Origin of the sequence: Candidatus Angelobacter sp. (assembly GCA_035607015.1) — a bacterium.
In the GTDB taxonomy this organism is placed as follows: domain Bacteria; phylum Verrucomicrobiota; class Verrucomicrobiia; order Limisphaerales; family AV2; genus AV2.
Genome location: DATNDF010000111.1, coordinates 1 through 22,688 on the forward strand (window position 1 = coordinate 1; position 22,688 = coordinate 22,688).

20 protein-coding genes and 2 pseudogenes are annotated in these 22,688 nt (G+C 60.0%); 8 read left to right on the forward strand and 14 right to left on the reverse strand.

Annotated elements, in window-relative coordinates; all coding sequences use genetic code 11:
• The coding region (locus VN887_04640; GenBank protein HXT39293.1) for a type II toxin-antitoxin system RelE/ParE family toxin at positions 1-248 on the forward strand (248 nt) is incomplete at its 5' end.
• A complete protein-coding gene (locus VN887_04645; protein ID HXT39294.1) occupies positions 245-607 on the forward strand; it encodes a helix-turn-helix transcriptional regulator in 363 nt (120 codons plus the stop codon). The genes VN887_04640 and VN887_04645, both read left to right, overlap by 4 nt.
• Positions 608-873: 266 nt before the next feature.
• Here VN887_04645 and VN887_04650 read toward each other — a convergent pair whose 3' ends face one another.
• The 5 genes from VN887_04650 to VN887_04670 all read right to left on the reverse strand — a co-directional run bounded on the left by VN887_04650 (position 874) and on the right by VN887_04670 (position 6,122).
• Complete coding sequence (locus tag VN887_04650) at positions 874-2,031, reverse strand: hypothetical protein (GenBank protein ID HXT39295.1); 1,158 nt, start codon at positions 2,029-2,031, stop codon at positions 874-876.
• On the reverse strand, positions 2,032-3,633 hold the full coding sequence (locus VN887_04655) for an MBOAT family O-acyltransferase (protein ID HXT39296.1): 1,602 nt from the start codon (positions 3,631-3,633) through the stop codon (positions 2,032-2,034).
• Positions 3,634-3,657: 24 nt separating this feature from the next.
• Positions 3,658-4,026: a bleomycin resistance protein gene (locus tag VN887_04660; protein ID HXT39297.1), complete on the reverse strand. Its 369-nt coding sequence runs from the start codon at positions 4,024-4,026 to the stop codon at positions 3,658-3,660.
• Between the two features lie 42 nt (positions 4,027-4,068).
• Positions 4,069-4,836: an SUMF1/EgtB/PvdO family nonheme iron enzyme gene (locus tag VN887_04665; GenBank protein ID HXT39298.1), complete on the reverse strand. Its 768-nt coding sequence runs from the start codon at positions 4,834-4,836 to the stop codon at positions 4,069-4,071.
• 167 nt (positions 4,837-5,003) lie between these two features.
• Entirely contained in the window at positions 5,004-6,122 is a 1,119-nt protein-coding gene (locus VN887_04670) for a hypothetical protein (GenBank protein ID HXT39299.1), read from the reverse strand.
• 262 nt (positions 6,123-6,384) lie between these two features.
• Between VN887_04670 and VN887_04675 the strand changes: the two genes are divergently transcribed.
• Complete coding sequence (locus VN887_04675; protein HXT39300.1) at positions 6,385-10,503, forward strand: ThuA domain-containing protein; 4,119 nt, start codon at positions 6,385-6,387, stop codon at positions 10,501-10,503.
• Between the two features lie 207 nt (positions 10,504-10,710).
• On the opposite strand, the gene VN887_04680 is transcribed toward VN887_04675, so the two are convergent.
• From VN887_04680 to VN887_04700, 5 genes and pseudogenes are all read right to left on the reverse strand, one after another.
• Positions 10,711-10,938 (reverse strand): 4-oxalocrotonate tautomerase family protein, encoded by a 228-nt coding sequence (locus VN887_04680; protein ID HXT39301.1) that lies wholly within the window; start codon positions 10,936-10,938, stop codon positions 10,711-10,713.
• Between the two features lie 95 nt (positions 10,939-11,033).
• Positions 11,034-11,342 (reverse strand): annotated as a pseudogene (locus VN887_04685) (DUF1272 domain-containing protein).
• Between the two features lie 192 nt (positions 11,343-11,534).
• Positions 11,535-11,840, reverse strand: coding sequence for a carboxymuconolactone decarboxylase family protein (locus VN887_04690; GenBank protein ID HXT39302.1), 306 nt, complete (start codon positions 11,838-11,840; stop codon positions 11,535-11,537).
• Between the two features lie 76 nt (positions 11,841-11,916).
• Complete coding sequence (locus VN887_04695; GenBank protein HXT39303.1) at positions 11,917-13,845, reverse strand: SUMF1/EgtB/PvdO family nonheme iron enzyme; 1,929 nt, start codon at positions 13,843-13,845, stop codon at positions 11,917-11,919.
• Positions 13,846-14,090: 245 nt separating this feature from the next.
• Positions 14,091-14,996: a DUF4405 domain-containing protein gene (locus tag VN887_04700; GenBank protein HXT39304.1), complete on the reverse strand. Its 906-nt coding sequence runs from the start codon at positions 14,994-14,996 to the stop codon at positions 14,091-14,093.
• A gap of 237 nt (positions 14,997-15,233) precedes the next feature.
• Here VN887_04700 and VN887_04705 point away from each other — a divergent pair, with 237 nt between their 5' ends.
• From VN887_04705 to VN887_04725, 5 genes and pseudogenes are all read left to right on the forward strand, one after another.
• On the forward strand, positions 15,234-15,461 hold the full coding sequence (locus tag VN887_04705) for a helix-turn-helix transcriptional regulator (GenBank protein ID HXT39305.1): 228 nt from the start codon (positions 15,234-15,236) through the stop codon (positions 15,459-15,461).
• Positions 15,462-15,646: 185 nt separating this feature from the next.
• A pseudogene (locus VN887_04710) lies at positions 15,647-15,796 on the forward strand (DNA cytosine methyltransferase).
• A gap of 148 nt (positions 15,797-15,944) precedes the next feature.
• Positions 15,945-16,169 (forward strand): type II restriction endonuclease, encoded by a 225-nt coding sequence (locus VN887_04715; protein ID HXT39306.1) that lies wholly within the window; start codon positions 15,945-15,947, stop codon positions 16,167-16,169.
• An 847-nt stretch (positions 16,170-17,016) separates the two neighbouring features.
• Positions 17,017-17,367 carry a DUF559 domain-containing protein gene (locus VN887_04720; protein ID HXT39307.1) on the forward strand — a complete coding sequence of 117 codons (351 nt, stop codon included), beginning with the start codon at positions 17,017-17,019 and terminating at the stop codon, positions 17,365-17,367.
• 379 nt (positions 17,368-17,746) lie between these two features.
• A complete protein-coding gene (locus VN887_04725; protein ID HXT39308.1) occupies positions 17,747-18,034 on the forward strand; it encodes a GYD domain-containing protein in 288 nt (95 codons plus the stop codon).
• A gap of 165 nt (positions 18,035-18,199) precedes the next feature.
• Here the strand turns inward: VN887_04725 and VN887_04730 are convergent, their stop codons facing one another.
• From VN887_04730 to VN887_04745, 4 genes are all read right to left on the reverse strand, one after another.
• Positions 18,200-18,397 carry a type II toxin-antitoxin system HicA family toxin gene (locus tag VN887_04730; GenBank protein ID HXT39309.1) on the reverse strand — a complete coding sequence of 66 codons (198 nt, stop codon included), beginning with the start codon at positions 18,395-18,397 and terminating at the stop codon, positions 18,200-18,202.
• A gap of 36 nt (positions 18,398-18,433) precedes the next feature.
• Complete coding sequence (locus VN887_04735; protein ID HXT39310.1) at positions 18,434-18,718, reverse strand: type II toxin-antitoxin system HicB family antitoxin; 285 nt, start codon at positions 18,716-18,718, stop codon at positions 18,434-18,436.
• Between the two features lie 118 nt (positions 18,719-18,836).
• Positions 18,837-21,311 (reverse strand): SUMF1/EgtB/PvdO family nonheme iron enzyme, encoded by a 2,475-nt coding sequence (locus tag VN887_04740; GenBank protein ID HXT39311.1) that lies wholly within the window; start codon positions 21,309-21,311, stop codon positions 18,837-18,839.
• A 346-nt stretch (positions 21,312-21,657) separates the two neighbouring features.
• The coding region (locus VN887_04745; protein HXT39312.1) for a calcium-binding protein at positions 21,658-22,688 on the reverse strand (1,031 nt) is incomplete at its 5' end.

Consider the following 22,688-nt stretch of genomic DNA (forward strand, 5'->3'; position numbering starts at 1 on the left):
TGGCTGGACTCGCGAAGCTGCGGAACCGTCAGTATCACCGTAAGCCGTTGACCAAGGCGCTCGGCGACGGCCTGTTTGAACTCCGGCACGTTGGCAAGCTAAACACGCGCGTGCTGTGGTTCTTTATGAAGGGCCGCCGCATCGTGGCTGTTCATGGCATTCGCAACAAAGGCCAGGCCATCGCGGCCCGCGACCTCGACACGGCGCGTGAACGAATGCGGGACTGGCAGAAAAGATACGCGACATGAAGAAGACAAACTTTGACCGATACCTGGCGGAACAGATGGAAGACCCCGCCTTCGCCGCGCGCTTCAAACAAGCGGGCGAGGCGTGGGACGTGGCCCTGCAACTTGCCGCCCTGCGCGAGCAAGCCGGCCTCTCGCAAGCCGAACTCGCCCGCAGTCTGAAAACCACCCAGCAACAAATCAGCCGGCTGGAATCTCCCGGCTACCAAGGACACTCACTCAGCATGCTCCGCCGCGTGGCCAGAGCATTGCACGCCCGCGTGCGCGTGGTGCTCGAACCCGACTCGGCGAGCAAAGCCGACGCATTGGCCGAAGATCCGGTGCTCTATCGGGTCAAACGCAACGCCACCAAGTCCGCATGAACATCGAGTTGCGAAAGATTCTCGAAAGCCAGGTGATGTCGCAATTCGGCACCGGCTCCTCCCTCTCCGCCTTGAACGGGGAGGTGAGGTTTCGAAAATACGTCGGCTTCAACGACCGCTCATGGTCGAGGACGTCAAGGTCGGCGCCACCGCCGAGTTTTCAGGAGAGACGGCGCGCCTTCGTTCAGCAGCGCCGGGTCAAGGGGGACCCGGCCTACAGGTGCTGTAGGCCGTGTGCCCTCACGCGGTGACTTACAGCCTCGGAGTTATCTTGCGTCCACCCAGTTCCGAAAGGTCGCATCGCCGTAGAGATCTTTCGCGAGCTGTTGATAACCTTCCGTCAACGGATGGCTGGCGTCGGCATAGAGAGCGCTGGGCAGCGCGGCGGGCACGGCGTGTTCGACGTGATTTTGTGTCAGCCAGTCAACAACACCGTCGCGGAGTCGCCGGAACGCGGGACGGTTTTCCTCGGCCATGATGTGTTCGTTGAACGGCCCGACCACCACGAACACGTCGTTGTCGCGTGATTGAAGCAATTTCACCAATCGCTGGAACGCGGCCCACTGGAGTGATTGGTCGAGTTCCACCCACTCGAAGCGGGTCGAGCCTTCACCGGTGGTGGACCACGGTTTGTGGCGGGGGCTGTTGGGGCCGCGGTCGGGATCGACGGCCGGCTCGGTCGGGACCGCCAGCGTGATTTGGGCGAACGGATTCTTGTATGCGTTCGGATAATGAGGCGGGTCGGCGCCGTCGTCTGCGAGTGTCCAGTTCGGAATGCTCTTCTGGTCGAAGTAAGCGATTTGCAGATGAGTTGACCATTCCGCAAAGGTGAAGTGCCGATCGATGATGGCCGCCAGGCGATGGTTCAGGTCGGCCTTGTAGCAAGGGATGCGCGGGAAGAACTGCGGCACGAGATCGGCGTGGTTGAACCGCTCTTCCTTCTTCGCGCTCAGGTCCGCTTTCGGACTGCTCATCCAAAGCACGTTGCAATGCAGAATGACCTTGCGATGGCGCAGCGATCCGCCGTAGTGGCGGATGAGCCCGTCGAACGCGAGCGGGAACAGACCGTTCACGCCGGCGTTCACGAATCGTCCGGGCTGGCCGCATTGCTCGTTCAGAAAATGCGAGAGGGTGCCGTCCGGCCGGACGTATTCACCCCACACCACAGAATCTCCGAGGACCACCACGTTTGTCGGAGCGATCCGTTGAAGGCGCCGTTCATAGAGCCAGTAGTCCTTGCTGAGCGCGTAAGGGATGCGGTAATCGGGTCCGGGCTCGAAACGCTCGAGTTTTTTCCAGAGCTCCGGGGTCAGCCACACAACGGCCGCCAGGATGCCGATGGTTGCGGCCCATTGCCGGGCGGTGAGCCGCACTTCGTTCACAAAGGGCGTCTCCGGAATCCCGGTTGTTTTTGCGGCCGCCATTTAGAATTGAAAATAGATGAACGCGCCGCCGCCGGAGGCGCAGAGACACAGGTAAAGCACCATGAACGCGGCGACGCTCACGCGGACAAGTCCGAGTTTCAGAACGTCCCTGTACCTCGATTCGTAGAGAAACTGGTAAAGCCAGACCAGGGCCACCAGTCCGATCATCAGCGCGGGAATCTGCGGATCGTGCCAGGCCGCCGTGAATATGCGGCCAGCGATGAGCAGCGCGTCGTTCAGCGATCCGGCGCGGAAAAAAATCCAGGTGAAGGACACGAACACAAACACGCCGGCCTGCTTGAGCAGCCGGGGCACGCGGTCGCGGTAAAAGGCGGAGCGTTCCAATTCCCGGGTGACGACCACGCCCAGACCGTGCAGCGTCCCCCAGATCACGAAGGTCCAGTTCGCTCCGTGCCAGATGCCGGAAATGAAAAAGGTGATGAGCAGATTCCGGTAGGTGTTAAAGGTCCCGCCACGGTTCCCGCCGAGGGGAATATAGACGTAGTCGCGGAACCAGGTGGACAGGCTGATGTGCCAGCGCGACCAGAATTCGCCCAGGCCGGCGGCGAGGTAGGGATTGTTGAAGTTCAGGATGAGATGGAAGCCCATCAGCTTCGCCACGCCGCGAGCCATGTCCGTGTAGCCGCTGAAGTCGAAAAAGATCTGCCACCCGAAGGCGACGGTTGCGAGCATCAGCGCCGGCGCGCCGAACGCCTTCGGATTTTCATAGACCCGCTCGACGTAGAACGAAAGGAAGTCGGCCAGCGCCAGTTTCTTGAACAGCCCGACCAGAAAGAGCGACGCGCCGTCGGTGAAGTTTTGCAGCCGGACCTCGGGGAATTTATTGAACTGCGGCAGCAAATGCCGGGCGCGCTCGATCGGCCCGGCCATGAGCTGGGGAAAGAAACAAACGAAGGTCGCGAAACGGAGAAAGTTCCGTTCGCGATGGACGTTGCCGAAATAGAAGTCGATCGTGTAGCTCAGCGACTGGAAGGTGAAGAACGAGATGCCGACGGGGAGCAGGTATTCGAAGCCGAAAGGCATCAGCGTGGAAGGATCGGGCAATTTGGCCGCTACATGGAGCCAGGCGAAGAGGTCGTTGACGTTTTCAACGGCGAAGCGGGCGTATTTGAAAAACAGGAGCAGCGCAAGATTGTTGACCAGGCTGATCAAGAGCCAGATCCGGCGGCTGCTGAACAGAGCGCCCAGCGCCATCAGAAACACGAGCATGCCCAACGCGGTCATCGCGGGCCGCAGCGTCTTCGGTCCGGCCACCGCAAAACACAGAACCCCGAGTGTCGCCAGCGCCGCGCCAACGAACGCGGCTTTCAGGACGCGGTTATTGAACCGCAAACGTGTCAGGCGCGCCGACACGTCCACCTTCCGCCCTTCGCGCGGGCAGTGATCCATCAGCGCGACGAGGCAGAAGTCCAGAACCGTGGAGTAGAGAACGAGAAAGAGGTAGTAAGGATTCCACCAGCCGTAGAAAACGTAAGAGGCGACGGTCAGCCAGGGCAGCCACAGCCGGGTTTTCCGCAATGCGAAAAATACCGGCAACACGACCAACAGGAATATCAGGAAGGTCCAGGTGTGAAAGAGCATGGGGGCGGCGTTGGCTGCTCGGTGTCAACCGCGACTTTGGCGAACGTGCCAGCAGACTCCTCCCGGGTCGATGATGTGGATCTCCCGGCCCCAGGCGAACTGTGTCGGCGGGCGGAACTTCACGCCGGCAAACCTGTCCGGCAGTTTTTTCACTTCCAGTTCCGACCAGTAAGCGTCGAGGTCGGTGACCTCGAACGTGATCATTTGATTGCGTTGCCACTCGGGCACGTCGATGCGCTGGAGCATGAAATAGGCGCCGCCGAATCGCAAACCCGCCAGGCCGTCATGTTCCCATTCCTTTTCGAAACCCAGTTCGGCGAAGAACTCGAGGGCCGTCTGGAACTGCGGTCCCGACGGCACAAACGGGAACAGCGTTGTGGCTCGTGTCTTCATTTGTCGAAAGCGCACGGCCGGTTCACCGTGCAATGCAACGATTCATTTCGCTTTGATTTTCAACTGCCGCAGTTCGTCCGGCGATGCCCGCCGCACGCAGCGAAAGCCGCAGTAATCCGTGAAAAAACAGGCGTCGCTGTCGCCGGTGCGCTGGCCCTGTCGAAACGAGGCGCGGCACATGTCGGCACTCGCCTTCCAGGAACCGCCGCGCATGACGCGCTGCACATCCTTGCCGGGGTTGGGCGGCCCGCGCGGGTCAACCGGCGGACTTTCCTTATAGTAGGTCGGGCTGTAAACATCTTCACACCATTCCGACACGTTTCCGTACAGGTCGAAGATTCCCCATCGATTCGGCTTCTTCTCGCCGGCGACGTGGGTTTTTTCCCCGGCGTTGTCCGCAAACCATGCGTACTGCCGCAGCTTGTCGGGCTGTCCGAAATCGTAGGGACCTTCGGCGCCGGCGCGGCAGGCGTATTCCCATTCCGCTTCCGTGGGCAGGCGATAGCCGTTCGCCGCGTAATCGCAATCCCAGTCGGCGGTCTTCTCATCGTAACAGGGTTTCAGACCTTCGAGCAATGAACGCTCGTTGCAGTATTGTTTGGCGTCGCGCCAACGGACCCGCTCCACCGGTTTCTTCGGGTTGTCCTGCCAGTGCGACGGGTTCGGCAATTGAACCTTCGTGAACATCTCATGCGTCACCTCATATTTGTCGATCAGGAACGCGCTGACCTTCACCTTGTGCGCCGGGGCTTCGTCAGGATTGCCTTTGTCGGTGCCCATGACGAATTCGCCGCCCGGCAAGGAAACCATGGCCACACCCGAGGACGTGACAATTTCCGCGGGTTCGCCGCGTTCTGATCTGGAATTGGCGGAAGCGTCCTCCGGTTTTGTTCCCCCGGCGGAATCAGGCGCGGACCTTCCGCAAGCGGACAGGAGCACCACGACGGCGAGAGCTGTGCCGCAACAGGCCTTCGGCGTCACCGCTTGCTCTCCTTTTTCGGATTCGACCGAAACCACGCCGACTCCTTGTTGCTCAGTCCGTTTGTTGTGAGCATCGTGAAATCCGCGTCAGTGGCCTGGTTGAGATCGAGGATTCCCTCGCGTTCCGCTGACACCGCGCAGAGATTCCAGCCCGGAGCGTAAACGCCGACGATTTCGCAGGCGGACTGGAATGTTCCCCGTTTGGTTGGATCGCCCTTGCTCGCCGGCCCTCGGCTCAAACTCAGAAACCGGCTGTCCGGAGACCAGTCCACGTGATAAGTCTCGTTGGTTTTGTCCTGGATGCGAAGCCGCCACGTGCCCACGACGGGCGAGTCCGAGTCCAGATCGATCGGCGCCGCGTCCACTTCATGATCGCCGGAACCCCAGGCGATCTGTTTCCCGTCGGGGCTGATGCACGGGCGGCAACCGGGAATGTTCAAGTTGATGATGTTTGTTCCGTGCGCCGCAATCAGCAGAATTGCGTGGCTGACGCCCATGCCAGCGTGCACGGTTGCCACGATCCATTTGCCGTTCGGGGCAAAACAGGGATTGTAGAGATGGTGGAGGTTCGTGCTGTTGACGTGCGCTTCAATCTTCCCGGTGTTCAGGTCGTAAAAGCTCATTCCCTGCGTGTAGTAATCGATGACATTGAATTTGGGATACTCTTGCGGAAGAAATCCGATGACCTTGCTGTCCGGGCTCCAGAAGGGTTCGCGCGCGTGGTCCACCAGCTTCTTCCGATTCCCGCCGTCCACGTCCATCACGAAGAGACTCCGGATTGTGTCCCGGCCTTCCCCTGCATCCACCGAGAAACAGATCTTCGTTCCGTCGGGCGACACCTGCGGGTAATGCTCGTGCTCGTTGGGCGTGCGGGTGAGGTTCAAGGCGTGTGATCCGTCCGCGTTCATGACGAAGATCTCCCAGTTGTCGTTGGTGTAGGTTTCGTAGGCGATCTTGAACGGCGCGGACTGCAATGTCTTCCGCAGCGGAACCTGCGCGACAACCGCCGGGCTCAAAAGCAGCGACAGAACAGAGGTGAAAATTGCATAGGCAAACAGAGCACGCCTGCCGCAACCAGGCCGCCGTGGACCCGGACGTCTTTTCGGGGTGAACATGGATTGATGCTAAATTGCCGGCTGCCGGCTCTCAAGCTCAAACCTGCGGATTGTCGGAAAGGCCGGCGACATCGCGACCCGTGGTGAAGATCAAAGTGCCGGGCACTCGCCGCTGCTCGCATCGAAGAGGAGCGGGACGTCCGGCGAATTTCGACACAAAGGAGGCACTGATCGGACCACGCGCCGGATTCGTCGTTCAGCGTTTCGCGGTGACAACGCTTGTTGGCGTTGTTACAAACGACGCGACCCGCGGATTTGTGCAATGGCCACCAGTCTTCAGCTTCGCAAAAAACGCAGATCAAAAGCCCCTCTTTGCGTGCTGGCAACGATCGTCGTCGCCGGACAACTTTCAGGCGTCGAGCCCTGGAGTGACGCGGGACTTCCGGTGAAGGAGGGTCTGGTGCTGTGGCTCGATGCCACGCGGGAAAACGAAGCGCGGCAGGCGCTCGGGCTCCCGATGCTCTTCGATGGGGCCGCGGTGGACATCTGGCACGACGGCTCCGGTCGAGTCCATCACGTTGAGCAACAGGTCCGGAGTTTTCGTCCGCGCTTCAAGCTCGGCACGGCCGGTCCCGCGATTCGCTTTGATGGCCAGGACGATTATCTCTCCGCGTCAATCGCCGGCCCCGGATTGACCAATGCCACCCTGGTCCTCTTCGCGTCGCCGCACTCCAATGCCGGCGGTTTCCGCGGGTTCCTGGCGATGAATGAAACGGGCCGAAACGATTACCAGACCGGCCTGACGATTGATCTGGGGCCAACAGCGTCGGCCCGCTTCGAGACGTTGAACCCCGAGGGCAGCGGTTTTGGTGGGGCGATAAACGCAATGACCGACGCATTTCCGTTCGCCACGTTTCACACAGTTTCTCTGACCACAGAACCCGGGCCGCAAGGAACGCAGCTTTATATCGACGGCGTGCCGCAACATGCGCGCAGCCGCGCGTCCTCCTCGCTGCGAACGGATCAATTGACGGTGGGCGCGCGCAGCTACTCGAATGAAGCCGAACCCCCCTTTGTTCAAGGTTTCCTCGACGGAGACATCGACGAGGCGCTCCTTTACGATCGAGTGCTCGGCAGCGTCGAACGCGCGAAGGTGGAGGCGTACCTCGCCCGTAAACATGCGGCCCGGGATTCCGATTCAAGAAAAACCCGGCCGCTCGTCACCGTCACCAATCCGCCACCCGTGCAGGTGCTCGTGCCGGGATTCACCGTGAGTGAATTGCCACTGCGGTTGAACAATATCAACAACCTGAAGTATCGCGGTGACGGCAAACTGTTTGCCCTCGGTTACAACGGGCGGATTTTTCTGCTCAGCGACACTGATGGCAATGGATTGGAGGACAGGGCCGGGCTGTTTTGGGACAAACCGACGTTGCGCGCACCCATTGGCATGGCGCTTACGCCGCCCGGTTACGCCCGGGGCAACGGCGTTTTCGTGGCGGCAAAAGGAAAGGTTTCGCTCATCGTGGACACCAACCGCGACGACGTGGCGGACCAGGAAATCATTGTGGCCGACGGTTGGGAGGAGTTGCACCACGGTGTGGATGCGCTCGGTATCGCGGTGGATCGGGACGGCAGCGTCTATTTCGGCCTTGGCGCGGCCGATTATACGAACCCTTACCTGATTGACCGCGACAGCGGACGGGCACGCTACGATTTGAAAAGCGAACGCGGAACGATTCTGAAAGTGACGCCCGATTTCACTAAGCGCGAAATCGTTTGCACAGGCGTCCGGTTTTCCGTCGGCATGGCCTTCAATCGCGCCGGCGATCTGTTCTGCACGGACCAGGAAGGCGCCACCTGGCTGCCGAACGGGAATCCCTTCGATGAACTGCTGCAGATTCAACCGGCGAGGCATTACGGTTTTCCGCCGCGTCATCCCAGGTTTTTGCCCGACGTCATTGATGAACCGAGCGTTTTCGATTACGGGCCGCAACATCAATCCACCTGCGGACTGAACTTCAACGAACGCGTGAACGGCGGCCCGACGTTCGGCCCGGAATGGTGGGCCGGGGACGCCATCGTCTCCGGCTATTCGCGCGGCAAACTCTGGCACACCAAACTCGCGAAGACCGCCGCCGGTTACGTCGCGGAAACCCAACTGTTTGCCTGCCTGAACGCGTTGACGGTGGACGCCAGCGTTTCTCCGGCCGGCGATTTGCTCGTAAGCACGCACAGCGGAGGACCAGACTGGGGTAGCGGACCGGACGGCAAGGGCAGGCTCTATAGAATACATTATTCCGACAAGGACGCGCCACAACCGGTGCTCGCCTGGGCGGCGAGTCCCACGGAGAGCCGGATCGAGTTTGATCGTCCGCTTGATCCCGCGCAGCTGAAAAACCTTGTCACTCAGATCACGTTCACGCAGGGCAAATACGTCTCCGCCGGCGATCGTTTCGAGACATTGCGCCCGGGTTATCAGGCTGTTCAAAATCAACTGGCCGCGCCGCGCTACGACATTCCGGTTTTGGCGGTCAACGTGACCCCGGACCGCCGCGTGTTGATCGTGACAACGTCTTCCCGCACCGAAGCCGTGCGTTACGCGGTGACGTTGCCTCGCTTCGGAACCGGGCTCTCTCCGCCCGGCGCCGAGCCCGCCCAAACCGACCTGCTCATCGAGCCTGCCGGCGCCGACGCGCAGTGGGAGTCAGGCGACAGGCAGCAGACCTGGTCCGGCTGGCTGCCACATCTCGATTTTGTCGCTGCGCGCGCGTTCACGGTGGCAAGCCCCACACACGATCGCCTGTGGGAATTGATGAGCCGGGCGGGCGAATTGAAGTTGCGGGCACAACTTGATCTCTGGCAAATGCTGCGGCCCGCCATTCAACCCGGTTCGGTTCTCGATTACGCGCTCCCGGATGAACGGGTCACGGTCGTTTTCCGCGCGGCTTCGCCGTTGTCCGTGAAAACACCGGCCGGTTTGATCAACGCGAAACGCGCCGCAAGCGGATCGTACGAAGCCGTCATCGAACATTCGCCGAAGGAAGGCCAATGGCTCCCGCTGGAAATTACCCTGGCAACCGGGAACACCTCCCCGCAATTGGAGGTCGCTTATCACACGACCGAGGATGCCCGACCGCGCGCGCTCCCGGTGCGCCGCATTCTCCTGCCCTGGACCACGGTGAAGCCCGACGACACCCGGGATGGGCGTGAACGGCAGATCCCGGAGCTGGCCGGAGGGAACTGGCCCGAGGGCAGGCGGATTTTTTTTGGAGACACGGTCGCCTGCCATAAATGCCATCGCGTGCGCGACGAAGGTGGAACCATCGGTCCCGACCTGTCCAACCTCGTGCATCGCGACTATGAATCGGTCCTCCGGGACATCCGCCAGCCCAGTGCGGCGATCAATCCCGACCACATCGCTTACGCGATTCAGTTGACGAACGGCGAGACGATCAATGGCGTCTTGCAAGGCGACGATCGCGAGAAGGTTGTTGTCGGCCTCGTCACCGGCCAGCCGGTGACGATTTACAAAAAACAAATCGTGTCAGCAAATCCTTCGCCCGTTTCGCTCATGCCCGAAGGGCTTGACCGGGCGTTGAGCGCGCAACAAATGAAAGATTTGCTGACGTTCCTGCTGACGGCGCCGCTGGAGACCGCGCAGGTTGAGGCGCCTAATCCGCCAGCTCCGCGGTCCCGCGTCGAGGTCGGGGCGGTGTTGAAGCAGGTCGCCGACGCCGGTCGGGACACGACGAAGCCCCTGCACATCCTGCTGGTGGCCGGGCCGAAAGACCATGGCCCGGGCGAACACGACTATCCCCTGTGGCAGAAGCGCTGGCATAAATTGCTCGCGCTCGCCGACAAGATCACAGTGGACGACGCCTTCGGCTGGCCGGCGCCCGGTCAGTTTCATGGCGCCGACCTCGTTGTATTCTATTCCGACAATCCCGGATGGTCGGCAGCGCGCGCGCAGGAGCTGGACGAGTTTCTCGGTCGTGGCGGCGGCCTGGCCTTCCTGCACTACGCCGTGGACGGACATGAAGCCGTTGAAGCGTTAAGCCAGCGCATTGGCCTGGCCTGGCGAGGCGGACAATCGCGCTTCCGCCACGGGCCGCTTCAATTGCAGCTGTCTCCGGACCCGTTGACGTCAGGCTTCGACAACTTCCAATTGGTGGACGAAAGCTATTGGAACCTTGTCGGCGACGAAAAAAATGTTCGAGTCCTGGCGCGTGGCGTCGAGGAAAACGCCGCCAGGCCGCTGGCATGGACCCGCGAACAAGGGCCGGGCCGCGTCTTTGTGTGCATTCCCGGCCACTTCACATGGACGTTTGACGATCCGCTGTTCCGGCTGCTGGTGTTTCGCGGCATGATGTGGTCGGCCCACCAACCGATGGATCGACTGGCCGAGCTGGCGCTCATCGGCGCGCGGGTGGAGAACTGAATCGCAGCCTTGCCACCGGCAATGCGCCGGGCTTCAACCGGGACCCGCGACTACGGAAGGGTCGTGTATCAATGTTCCGATTTTCATTCCCGCCTTTTCGCCGTTCGCATCGGGTTGATCCGTTCAATAACGCGGGCCGGCTTCCGGCCGATGGCCTGCAATGGTCCTCGCGACGCCGTGCCGGGATCGGCTGCGCGTGGCCGGGCGTCAGCCTTTCGAGCTGCCCGCGGCAAGCGCTTTTGCGTCGGAGGTCGTGAGAGATTTGCCACCGATTCCCCAGTCACCGCTCTTGACCTCTTCGAGAATCACCACCGTCACGGGACGCATGTTCTCGCCTTCAATGGATACCATCGTGTCTGTCAGCTTGCTGATCATCTCCTGCTTCTGTTTCGGCGTGAAAACGCCCTCCAACATTTTTACATTCATTAGCGGCATGGTTTTTTCCGGTCTGTCAATTGAGTTGCTTTGGTTCTTCAGCGCGCACTGCAACTCTCAAGCGCGTGCCAAATGGTTATCTGCATCGCCCGGCGTCACCGCAGCTCCGGCGGGATTGATTTGATTGCTCCGGCGAATTGCCGGTGAAGCCGTGCGTCCACGGGACGATACCTGAAGGTTGTGCTGGCTGGATACGCGCCCAGATAGTCGCCATTTTTTCAGTTGTTCTTCGGCCGGACAGGCCGGGAACAAAACCCTCCGCCGCAATTCGGGCAGACATTGTCCAGGACGTTTTCGACGCAGGAGCGGCAGAAGGTGCATTCAAACGTGCAGATCATAGCGTTCGTGGACGCGGGCGGAAGCGGCGCATTGCAATTCTCGCAAGTGGGTCTCAGTTCGAGCATGGCGGTGGTGTGTTGTGCTTGTGGAAGCGCCACCTGACGCCGGTTCGATAAAATTTCGGAAGGGGCGGACACCACACACGGAAGATGTTTCCCCTTCCGGGCTCGCCGCCCGCTCAAGCGGGTCCGAGCGTTGGCAAGGCAACCACGCGCGGGCGCCTCAACAGTTTCATCCCGGCGTCAGGCGAAGTTGGTTCAATTGGGCAGCGCGTGCGTCGCGTGGGTGACCGCCGCTCCAGCCCGCAGGGATGCAGCCACCATCGCCGCCTCGACCATCTCGGCGTCAGTGGCGCCGGCCTTGCGCGCGTTGCCGCTGTGGATGTCGATGCAGTACGGGCATTGGGTGGTGAGCGCGACCGCGACGGCAATCAATTCCTTGTACTTCACCGGAATTGCTCCATCGGCAACGGCGGCTTTGTCGAACGCCCAAAACGCCTTCATCACTTCCGGCGCGAGTTCGTTCATCTTCTTTATTTTCGTCAGGTTTTCTTTGTTATACATGCGATGAGTTTCGCAGATTGCGGATATCCGGCAAGGGGACTTCCGTCCCACCTTGGATCCGCAGCTTTGACGATCCTTACAGCCCAAGGTCGAACACGACGCGGAAGCCGAGGTCGGAATCGGGTTGGTTGGCGGGACGAAATAACCGCGACGCGGATCGGCAGGATGAGTTGGGATAGTCGTAAGCACCACCGCGCATGACCTTCTCGTCAAATTGAACAGGACCGGGAGGCCCGGTCGGATCAATCTGCACTCCGCCGGGCAGTGAATCGTACCAGTCCTGACACCATTCCCAGACGTTTCCATACATGTCGTACAATCCCCACGGATTGGGAAGCTTCTGCCCGACGGCGTGAACGGTCAGGTCGGGATGCCCAAGATCCAAGAACCACGCGTAATTTGCCAGGCTGGTGTAATTCGGAGCGTCGTCTCCGTAACTGAAACGCGTCGTTGTGCCGGCGCGCGCGGCGTATTCCCATTCGGCTTCGGTTGGCAGACGAAACCGGCTGCCGGGCGGAATTCGTCCCGCGGCGAGTTCCCGTTGCGTGAGCATTCCGCAATAATTGGTCGCGTCGAACCACGTCACGCTCGAAACGGGACGGTTCAGATCACCCGGGAATTCGCTTGGGTTTGTGCCCATGACGGACAGGTATTCGCCCTGGGTCACCTCGAATTCACCGATCCAAAAGCCGCGCGTGAGTGTCACCGTGGTTTGCGGACGTTCGTTAATGCTGCTGTCGAAATCGTTGGTCGGGCTGCCCATCGTGAAAGTATTGGGCGGGATGAACGCCATGTTCGCGGGCGGGTCTTGTCGCAGCGCGCGATAAAACTTCTGCGGCGAGGCATTGGTGGTGACATCGTGGAAATTGACGCTGCCAAGTGGGTTGGTTGCCACGCCCACCGCGCTCCAGGTTGCGAGATTTGTGGAGCCAAGGATCATGTAGTCCCCGGGCGGCCCGGTGATTCCGAATTTGAATGAGCCAACCAACATTAGTGGCCGGACCAACTGAACTGCGAGCGGATAAGTGAACACGGGGATGCCTTGATTCTGAAAAGCGTCAACAACGCTGGCCATTCCCGTGGCCGCCAGCGATTCGGACAGGACAAACGTCGTCAGCGGATTGTCTGCTATGAAAAGACCGGTCAACTGCTGCATGTCCGGAGGCAAAGTCAGGTTGGTCAGTTGATTGCCGTTGAGTTCAAGAAAAGCCAGCGAGGTCAGGCCCGGTGACAAGGTGAGGCTGGGGAGTTGATTGCCGGAAGCAACCAGAAGACTCAGATGATTCAAGCCCGCGGACAAGGTGAGGTTCGTGAGTTGATTGTCGTTAATTCGGAGAGCCGACAGGTTCGTCATGTCCACCGGCACGGTGAAGCTGGTCAATTGATTTCCGTCGAGCGCGATGAAACTTAAATTCGTCAGGCCTGCGGGCAGGTTGAGACTACGGAGTTGGTTGTCAGAGAGATCAAGCCAGTTCAAGTCTGTCAGCTTCGACGGCAACGTCAGTTTCGTGAGTTGATTCTGGAAGGCACTCAGAAGAATCAGGTTCGTCATGTCGGCGGGCAACGTCAGGCTGGTGAGTTGATTGAAACCAACGCTCAGATTGGTCAACTGCGTCAGTCCCGCCGGCAGGCTTAGATTCGTCAGCACGCCGGATTCGAGGCGAAGCTTGGCCAAATTCGTCAGCCCCGGAGGCAGCGTGAACTCGGGGAATCGATTCTCACCGAGGTCGAGAAGGACCAGCCTGGTCAAGTTGGTGAGGATGTTAACATTCGTGATCCGGTTGTCCTGGAGATCGAGTGAAACCAGATTCCGGGCCGCTTCCAGCCCTTGCACGTTGGTGATGTTCCGAAAGACCGCGCCAAAGTTTGTCAGGCCGAGCATGTCCTGTTGCGTCAATGGTCCGGCAGGTTTTCCCAACACCTCGCGGATGGCGGCGTCCAAGTTTGGATCGGGGACGGAAACTTCCTGCGCCGGGGTCGGAGTTGCGAAACTGATCAACGCCATCAGCGTCAGAGCAAGCGGACGGATGGGGCGAACAATGCTGCAAGACTCCCTGACTCCGGAGAAACACCTGAGTCCGTCCGCAACGATCAGCCGCCGCATCCGGTGGACACGAGCATAGGATATAGGTTTCATCGAAGCAGGCTTGCACGGTGCAGGGCGAACCAACAATGGGACTTCCGTCCCGCATCGGTTTCGTGGATGGGCCTAAAGATCCACATCGCGGCGCGATGTGCACCACCATGTTTTCACAACCGCAACCGGAACACGTAGCGGCCAATGACCGCCACGAACATCGCGAATGCGAGCGTTCCCGCCAACTGCCCCACCCGCTCCGGCTCGGCCTGCCGATCGCGTGGCATGAGAGAATTCCTCGCCGGTTCGCTCGGGCGCGGTGCGGGTTGGTGCCTCTCACGTCCTGTTCCGCTCGCGACGACGGTCCGTTCGCGTTCTACCCGTACGCGCATTTTTTGAAGCAACACCGCCTTCATGGAGAAGTACGCCGCGCCCGCACCCACCGACGCCACGAGCAGAACTGTCACCGCGCGTCCCAGCGATCGCGCAGCCTTTGTCCAAATAGATTTCGGGAGGGAAACGACAGACCCCTCACCCGTCCTTCGGACACCCTCTCCCCATCCGGTGGGAAGAGGGACGGTGTGAAGGGACTTCGCAAGCTGATTGGAAACTAACTCTCCCTCCAGCCCCGGCCGCACGGGCCGACGACGGCGCAGCGCCGCGATCAACCAGTCCCAATTCAGCCCGAGATGCAGACCCACCAACACGACCAGGGCGACGTTCAACCACCCATGCACCTCGCTCCAGATGCGCACCCGCCCGAAACTTTCGCCCAGCGACTCCACGCCCTGAGCCGACACGAACCCGCCCGAGAACAACACCGCCCCCATCAGCGCCAGCAGGAGCAGATTCAAACCCGCGTTCGCCCGCACGCGCCAAGCCGCCGGCGTCAGCATCCGCCGAAACTGCGTGATGAACCATTGCCACTGCAGGACCACGTGCCACAACACCACCGGACAAAATGCGAAGCCGAGCCATTGATGCCATCGCAGCCCCGTGAAATTGATGCACTCCAGCACGACCACCAGCAGCAGCATGGCGATATCGAGGCACAACAGGAACGCGACGCGGTTCTTCACGGTGCAACAACAGACAACCTTGCCGGAACAAGCTCACGCGAAGCAGAAAGGAAAAGCCCGTTAGCCACGGATGAACACGGATGAAATCACCTCAAAGGAACGCACAGATCGCACAAGAGCTTCTGCCACTCCGCCTCGATCGGGGTGAGGTGTCGAATCTTTTCCTTCCATCGCTTCTCTCTCAACCTGGCTGATCGTCCATAGACCTTTCTCCGCGTTTGGCATGGACTATCAGTCATGCCGAAACGCAATGGAATCCTCGCCACCCTGGGACTGAACGTCCGCCGCCAGCGCGAAGCGAAACAGCTCACCCAGGAAAATCTCGCCGAGCGCGCGGGCCTTGATCCCACCTACATCAGCGGAATCGAGCGCGGGTTGCGCAATCTGGGAATCAAAAACGTCGCCAAGCTGGCCAAAGCGCTGGACCTCACCACGGCTGAACTCTGCAAAGGAGTGGACGTGTGAGGAGGAAATCCAAATCCCGCGGCAGCGGACATCAGCCCACTCAAAGGCCAGCTGGCAAGAGAAGTCAGAGCCGACTCACGTCGGCTGCTACGATCAAAGAAGACCCGCCGCCTTACACTGTAGCGGCGGTCTGTGACCGCCGGGAAGCGGACGAACGGCGCTCACAGAGCGCCGCTACAGCACGGCTGAAATTCATTGACCTCTTCTGTGGCATCGGCGGCTTCCGCATCGCCTTCGAGCGCGCGGGTTGCGAATGCGTCTTCTCCTCCGACTGGAACGAGATAACGCAGATCACCTATGAAGCCAACTTCCACGAACGACCGCACGGCGACATCTATTCCGTGCCAGACAATGCCTCATGGGTTCAGCGAGGCGGTGGAAAAGGAATGAGTGGAATGAGCGCTTCGGTGGTAAAGATCCCGAAAGCGGAATTTCGTCCGTTAACGCGGGACAACCTAGCTCAGCTTTAGATCGGAGTTATGAGTGTTTCTGGTTCAAGTCGTCGCGCTGCGCTTCACGCCGCAACCGCGGACGGAGGCCAGCAATCAACCCGATTTCATTTTCCCCGGCGAGCGGGAGTATCACGACGCGACGTTCAACGCCGCGCTGCTGGTCATGTTGGGCGTGAAGTCCACCAGCAAAGACCGCTGGCGTGGAGCGCGGCGTTCACGCCGCTTCACGGTGCGAGTACTGTCACACGTGATTTGAATCGAATGCCCGCCATAGTTCGTGAGTTGAAGCGACCTGAAGGTCGCGCTCCTTTCGCATCCCTGTTCATCCGAGTCCAGCCGTGGTTGAATTCGAACTCGACACCTCGCCCGATGCCCTCACCCCCAGCCCCTCTCCCATCCGATGGGCGAGGGTGGCGTCGGACTCTCCCCGAACGAGGCGGAGAGGGTGAAGCGCAACTGAAAGGCATGTTGAGCGTGACGGAATTCGTGGAGTTCGTGCGGCGGAAGCAGACCGCATGAAGCCGCGCAAATTTGTAGCGGCGGTCTGTGACCGCCGATTGTCGTCGCTCACAGAGCGACGCTACAGGAGCGCGGCTCTGTGAGCCGCAGCACCCCGCAACGCGCGAGACTTTGATAACACCCAATCTCCAACGAAACGCCAAAGTTGCTGCGGGTCGGAGACCCGCGCTCCGTCGGAATCTGTGTCCATCCGTGTTCATCTGTGGCCGAAAGTCCCTCACCCTGGCCCTCTCCCCGTCTGGCGGGGACAGGGAATTGCAATTTGAATTCGCGGCAATTGGCGTAATTCGCGTCAAAGCTTTGTCTTTATGGCGGATGTCTTTTCCAAAGCAAAACGTTTCGAGGTGATGTCGCGGATTCGCAGTCGCGGGAACAAGGACACGGAACTGGCGCTGGCGCGGCTGTTGCGCGCGAATGGAATTTCCGGCTGGCGGAGGCAAATCCAAATCCGCACATCACCCCGACCCTCTCCGCAAAAGAGTGACAACTCCCCACAACCCTCACCCGGCTTGGCCACCCTCTTCCACTCCCGTGGGCGAGGGAAACGCGGAGAGGGAGAGCCGCGGCGGAACTCTCAACGCTCAATGTTCGACTCTCAGCTCACCGTCCGCCCCGACTTTGTTTTTCTGAAACTCAAACTCGCACTGTTCGTGGACGGCTGTTTCTGGCACGGCTGTCCCAGGCATTGCAATCCGATGAAGTGGTTGAAGAAGAGTTCCATGCCGCAGAACAAATCAGCGTCGCTGAAAGGCGGGCCGGGGCGGACCGGTCGCGCGTTCTGGCGTCGCAAACTTTCCGCCAACATGAAACGCGATGCGCTGGTCACGCGCCTGTTGCGGCGGGCGGGCTGGCGCGTGCTGCGAATCTGGGAGCATGAACTGGCCAAGCGCCCGGAAGTTTGCACCCGCAAGATTCAACGGGCATTGAACGGTTAACTGGAGCGCGGCTCTGTGAGCCGCGGCACGTGGGGCGAGGCGACGAGCCGACACTGTAGCGTCGAGCCTGTGGCTCGAATCGTTTGGCGCACAGCGCCAACGCTACACGGTTCGCGAGTACGCTCGCCCCACCGTTGATGCAGAAGCGCGCTCCGTCGGTATCCGCGTTCATCCGCGTAATCTGCGGTTAGGAAAAATGCCGGAGGTGTTCACCGGGTGAAAGTTATGTCGCGGATTCGCGCGCGCGGGAGCAATCGCAAGGCGGCCATTTTTACACCAAGAAATGTCGAATAAGCGCCAATATCGAGGTAGCTATGGCTATCGGGCCGGGGTTACGATGCCAATCGCAAAGCTTGTATTCAAACGAAAGGACAGACTTATGGCTCGATATATTGCACTGATCAAGTTCACGGAGAAGGGCGCAAAGGAAATCAAAAAGTCCACCGAACGCGCGCGGAGCTTCGACAAGGCCGCAGCCAATGCGGGGGTGAAGATTGAAGGCCAGTATTGGACGCTGGGCGCCTATGACGGAGTGCTCGTCATCACCGCTGACCAGGAAAAGAAGGCGTTGCATTGCCTGGCGGAACTGGCCAGCTACGGCGCGGTCCAGACGCAGACGATGCCGGCTTTCACGGATAAGGAATTCGACGCGATTGTTGGCACATAGCCCGACCGGAAATCGGGTGGGGAAAACTGCATGTCGCTTCGCGTGCAACCTCCGGCGTGGTGGCACCGTGCCAGACGAGATCCGCGTAATCTGCGGTAAGAAAAATGCCGGAGGTGTTCACCGGGCGAAGCGTCGAAGGTAATGTCGCTGATTCGCGGGCGGGATTCAGAATTTTCCGAAATAGAATTGGTGGCGCGTGATGCCGAGGTCTTCAATGATGTCGGCAATGATGCCGCGTGGCACGTCGCCGGGATGCCACGCGAAGGTGATGAGGCGGTCAGGCCGAAACGGGTTGGAGTAATGGCGATGGCTGCCTGCCGTGCGAAGAAGTTCACAACCGATTTCGCGGAGTCGCCGTTCCAACTGTCGGCAGTTCCAAGAGGGATATTTGCCCACGGGTCAGGCGGCGAGAACGAACTTGTCGCGAAAGGCGGGCGGGATGGGGCGTCCGGTTTCGAGCAACGCTTCCAGATGAACCTTGGCGGCCTGTTGAAAGCGGAGCGTGGCTTCGCCGCGGTCGCGTCCATGCGCGTGGCAGCCGGGAAGCAGGGGCGATTTGGCAATCCAAACGCCGTCTTCGTCCCGTCGCAGTTGCACTTTCGAGAGTGGAACGATCATAGCGGGCGTATTGTAGCCCGGTGTGCTGCCGGCGTAAAGAAGGCGTTTGATGCCTGACGCTTTCACGAAAGCGAAGCGTCGGAGGTAATGTCACTGGTTCGCGGGCGCAAAAGAAACGTTGCCCACACGCTCCGGGTTCACACTCCTTCGCGTTGAGGCATTATTCGCGGTCCACCTGAGCTCATCACGGTTCGGTGACGAGCACGACGCGGAAGCCGAGGATGAAATCGTGGATAAACGGGCTAACACCCTCGGTCAGACGCCGACCCGACCGACAATCGGACTCGAATGCATCCCACGCGCCGCCGCGAATGACTTTGACGCCCTGCGCGTTCGAGGCAGGACCTTGCGGGTCGGTCACCGATCCGCCCGGATACGGACCGTACCAATCCAGTGTCCATTCTAGAACGTTTCCTTCCATGTCGTACAGTCCCCAGGGATTCGGCAGCTTCTGCCCGACCGGATGCGTTCCAAAGCCAGCGTTGAACGAATACCAGGCGTGGTTGGCCAGCTCCGTGAAATTGGGATCGTCTCCATAACTGAACCGCGTCGAATTGCCGGCGCGGGCCGCGCACTCCCACTCGGCCTCGGTCGGCAGGCGATAGTGACTGCCCGCCGGAATGCGTCCGGCCGCGAGTTCCTGTTGCGTCAGCAGCGCGCAATAATTCGTCGCATCGAGCCAGCTCACACTTTCCACCGGCCGGTCCAGATCGCCGGGAAACCCGCTCGGGTTCGATCCAACTACTGCCAGATACTCGCGCTGGGTCACTTCGTATTTCCCAATCCAAAATCCATGACTGATGGTCACGGTCGTTTGCGGGCTTTCGTCCGCCTGACGATTCACTTCGTTCGTGGGAGTCCCAATCGTGAAAGTGTTGGGCGGAATGAAGACCATGTTCGCGGGCGGACTATGCCGCTGCGCGCGATAAAGTTTTTGCGGAGAGACAACGGCTGTAAGGTCAGTGAAGCGAACGCTGCCGAGTTGGTTGGTCGCTGTGCCAAGTTCACTCCAGACGGTCAGGTCAGTGGAAGCAAGCAGCGCGTAGATGCCGGGTGGTCCGGTCAATGACACTTCAAACGTTTCGTCCGGTGTTCTTCGGGGCGGGATCAGTTGGATCGTCAACGGATAAGTGGAGACCGAGACGCCCTGATTGCGCAGCGCGGCGACATCATCGGCCAGATTCGTGGCGGTCTGTTCGGAAAGAACGATTGTCGTGAACGGATTGGCCAGGAAGCCAAAGTCGCTCAACCGCGTCATGTCGGGAAGAAGTGTGAGGCTGGTCAGTTCATTGCCGACGACGAAAAGTCCGACCAGATTGGTCAGACCCGCAGGCAGGGTCAGGCTGGCGAGTTGATTTCCCCCGACGTTGAGCGACTCCAAGCGATACAGGTCCGAGGGCAACACAAGATTGGTCAGTTGATTCTCGGTCAGGTTCAATCCAACCAGGTTGGTCATGCCCACGGGCAGGGTCAGGCTGGTGAGGTTCGTGTTTTCGGAAATGCGGAGATTGGTCAAGCGATTCAGACCCGCCGGCAGCGTGATACTGCCGACCGGATTTTTGCTTACGTCGAGATAGGTGAGTCCGGTCAGCCCCGCGGGCAGAGTGAAGTTGGTGAATTGATTCGAGCGCAGATGGAGAATCTCCAGGTTCGTCAGGTTCGACAAGAAATCGAGATGGCTCAACCGGTTTAATTCGAGATCAAGCTCGGCCAAGTTCTGCAGGTCAGCGGGCAAAGTGAGATTCGTGAGTTGGTTGAAGGCGAGATCCAGCTCGATCAGGTTCGTCATCCCGGTGGGCAACGTGAAACTGGTGAGCAAGTTCTGCGACAGGTTCAACTCGGTCATGCCCGCCAAGTCCGGAGGCAGCGTGACGCTGGTCAGCGGATTGCCCGCAAAATAGAACGTGCTCAGATTCGTCAGCCCGGCTGGCAAAGAGAAATTGGTGAATGAATTGAAGCCGAGATCGAGGTCAACCAGGCGGGTCAGGTCCGAAAGCTGATCGAAACCGGAGAGAAAATTGTTCTCCAGATCGAGGTTGGTCAGCATGGTCAGTCCCGCGGGCAAGGTCAGGTTGGTGAGCGATGCGTTTTCGATGGTGAGCGAGGTCAGATTCGTCAGCCCGGTCGGAAGGGAAAAGTTGGTCAGCGGATTGATGCTGAGGTCCAGCGTGGTCAGGTTTGTCAACGCGCCCAGAACGGAGACGTTGGTGAGATGATTGATCTCGAGATCGAGCACCACCAGATTTCGAGCGGATTCCAACCCGGCAATGCTGCTCACGTTCCGATTGCGCGCGTTCAGGTTCGTCAGGCTGAGCAGGTCCTGTTCAGTCAAAGGCTCGGCGGGCTTTCCCAACGCATCGCGGATCGCGCTGTTCAGGCCGGGGTCGGGAAGGGATATTTCCTGCGCGCGAACAGAAGCCACGAAGCTGGCGACGGCCAGGATGGTTAATGCAACAAACCGGAGAAAGTGAATGATGGTTTTCATGTTATTTGATTGGGAGTTGGTCAGACCGGTGATCACAAAATCCAGCCAACCATCGTTGTCGAAATCACCCCACGCCACCGCGCTGTCGGAAATTGCCGGCAGGCCGGGAACGGGCGTCAGCACGAATTGTGAATGGGCGGAGTCCACGGCCAGCGGTGACACCGACGAAAACAATCATCGTCAGCGGAATTTGCTTCACCATTCCGGCGGGCTTCAGAAAATGCCGTCGGATTTGAGGTGGTATCAAGCGGATCGTATTCATAGCCATTCCTAAACTGACAGACGGGCGGCCGGATATGAATGGGACAAAGGACCCAGCGAGATTTCGATGTGACTGCCGGGGGCAGTCCGGTTATTCGCTGATCACGAAAGGTTGATCGTTGTCAGCGTTGTGAAGAATGGCGCGAGGTGGAATCTTTGGCGTGAGCTTTCACGGTGGAAGTGACCGACGCCCGGGGCGAGGACAAGATCCTCCGCCCCGGGCACACCTAATGGGTCGCTTGAATTGAGTGCGCGCGGGCTACTGAATCAGGACGTTATTTCCCGGACCGCCGTCGAGCACGTCGGTCCCAGGACCACCATTCAGCACATCGTCGCCATCGCCGCCGAGCAGCACATCGCCGCCAGCACTGCCGGTCAGCACATCGTCACCGGGCCCGCCGTCAACCGTCAGTTTGATGACGCCGTCTTGAAGGCCTGTCGCAACCACGACGTCGTCGCCGTCCAGCATTTTGACGATGAGGTGATCAAGAGCCGGCTCACTGCCGGTGATGTTCACCGTCGCAGCGAGACCCACAACACTCAATCCCGCCGGTGTCCCGGTGATGGTCGCGACATCATTGCTACTCGTGCCCGTGACAATGACGGTGTCGGCCGCGTTGTCGCCCACACCCGAGTTCGGAGTGCCGGCTAGGTCCAGGCTGACATTGGTGACACCGGTTCCGGTCAGATCGTTGACCGTGATGGCGTCAGCGCCTCCGCGGGCAGTGAACAGGACAGACTCGACCTCATTGCAGTCCATCACGATGGTGGCCACGTTGCGGGTGAACCGCAGGCGCCGGCCGTTGGCGGACAGATCCACGGATTCGTCGATATTCGCGCCGTTGAACAGCATGGTGTCCTGGCCGGCCTGGCCTTCGAACACATCGCTTCCGTCACCCGGGTTCCATACGAACGTGTCGTCGCCCGCCCCGCCAAAGGCGGTGTCAGCTCCCGGGCCGCCGTTGATCAAATCGTTTCCCTGACCACCAATCAACATGTCGTTGCCGACACCGCCATTGAGCGTGAGGTCAATCGATCCCGCCTGAACTGCGGAAGCATCCACGACATCATCGCCGGCGAGCGCGTTGATGACGAGTTCATCGAGGCTTTGCTCGCCGCCGACGACGGTGACCGTTGCCGCGAGGCCAAGTACGTCCACTCCGTTCGTTGAGCCGGTCAAAGTAATGACGTCATTCGTGCCGGTCCCGTTGACAATGACAGTGTCGGCCGCACCATCGCCAGCGCCTGATGTGCCGAATAGATCAACCACAACGTTGCTGACCCGGGTGC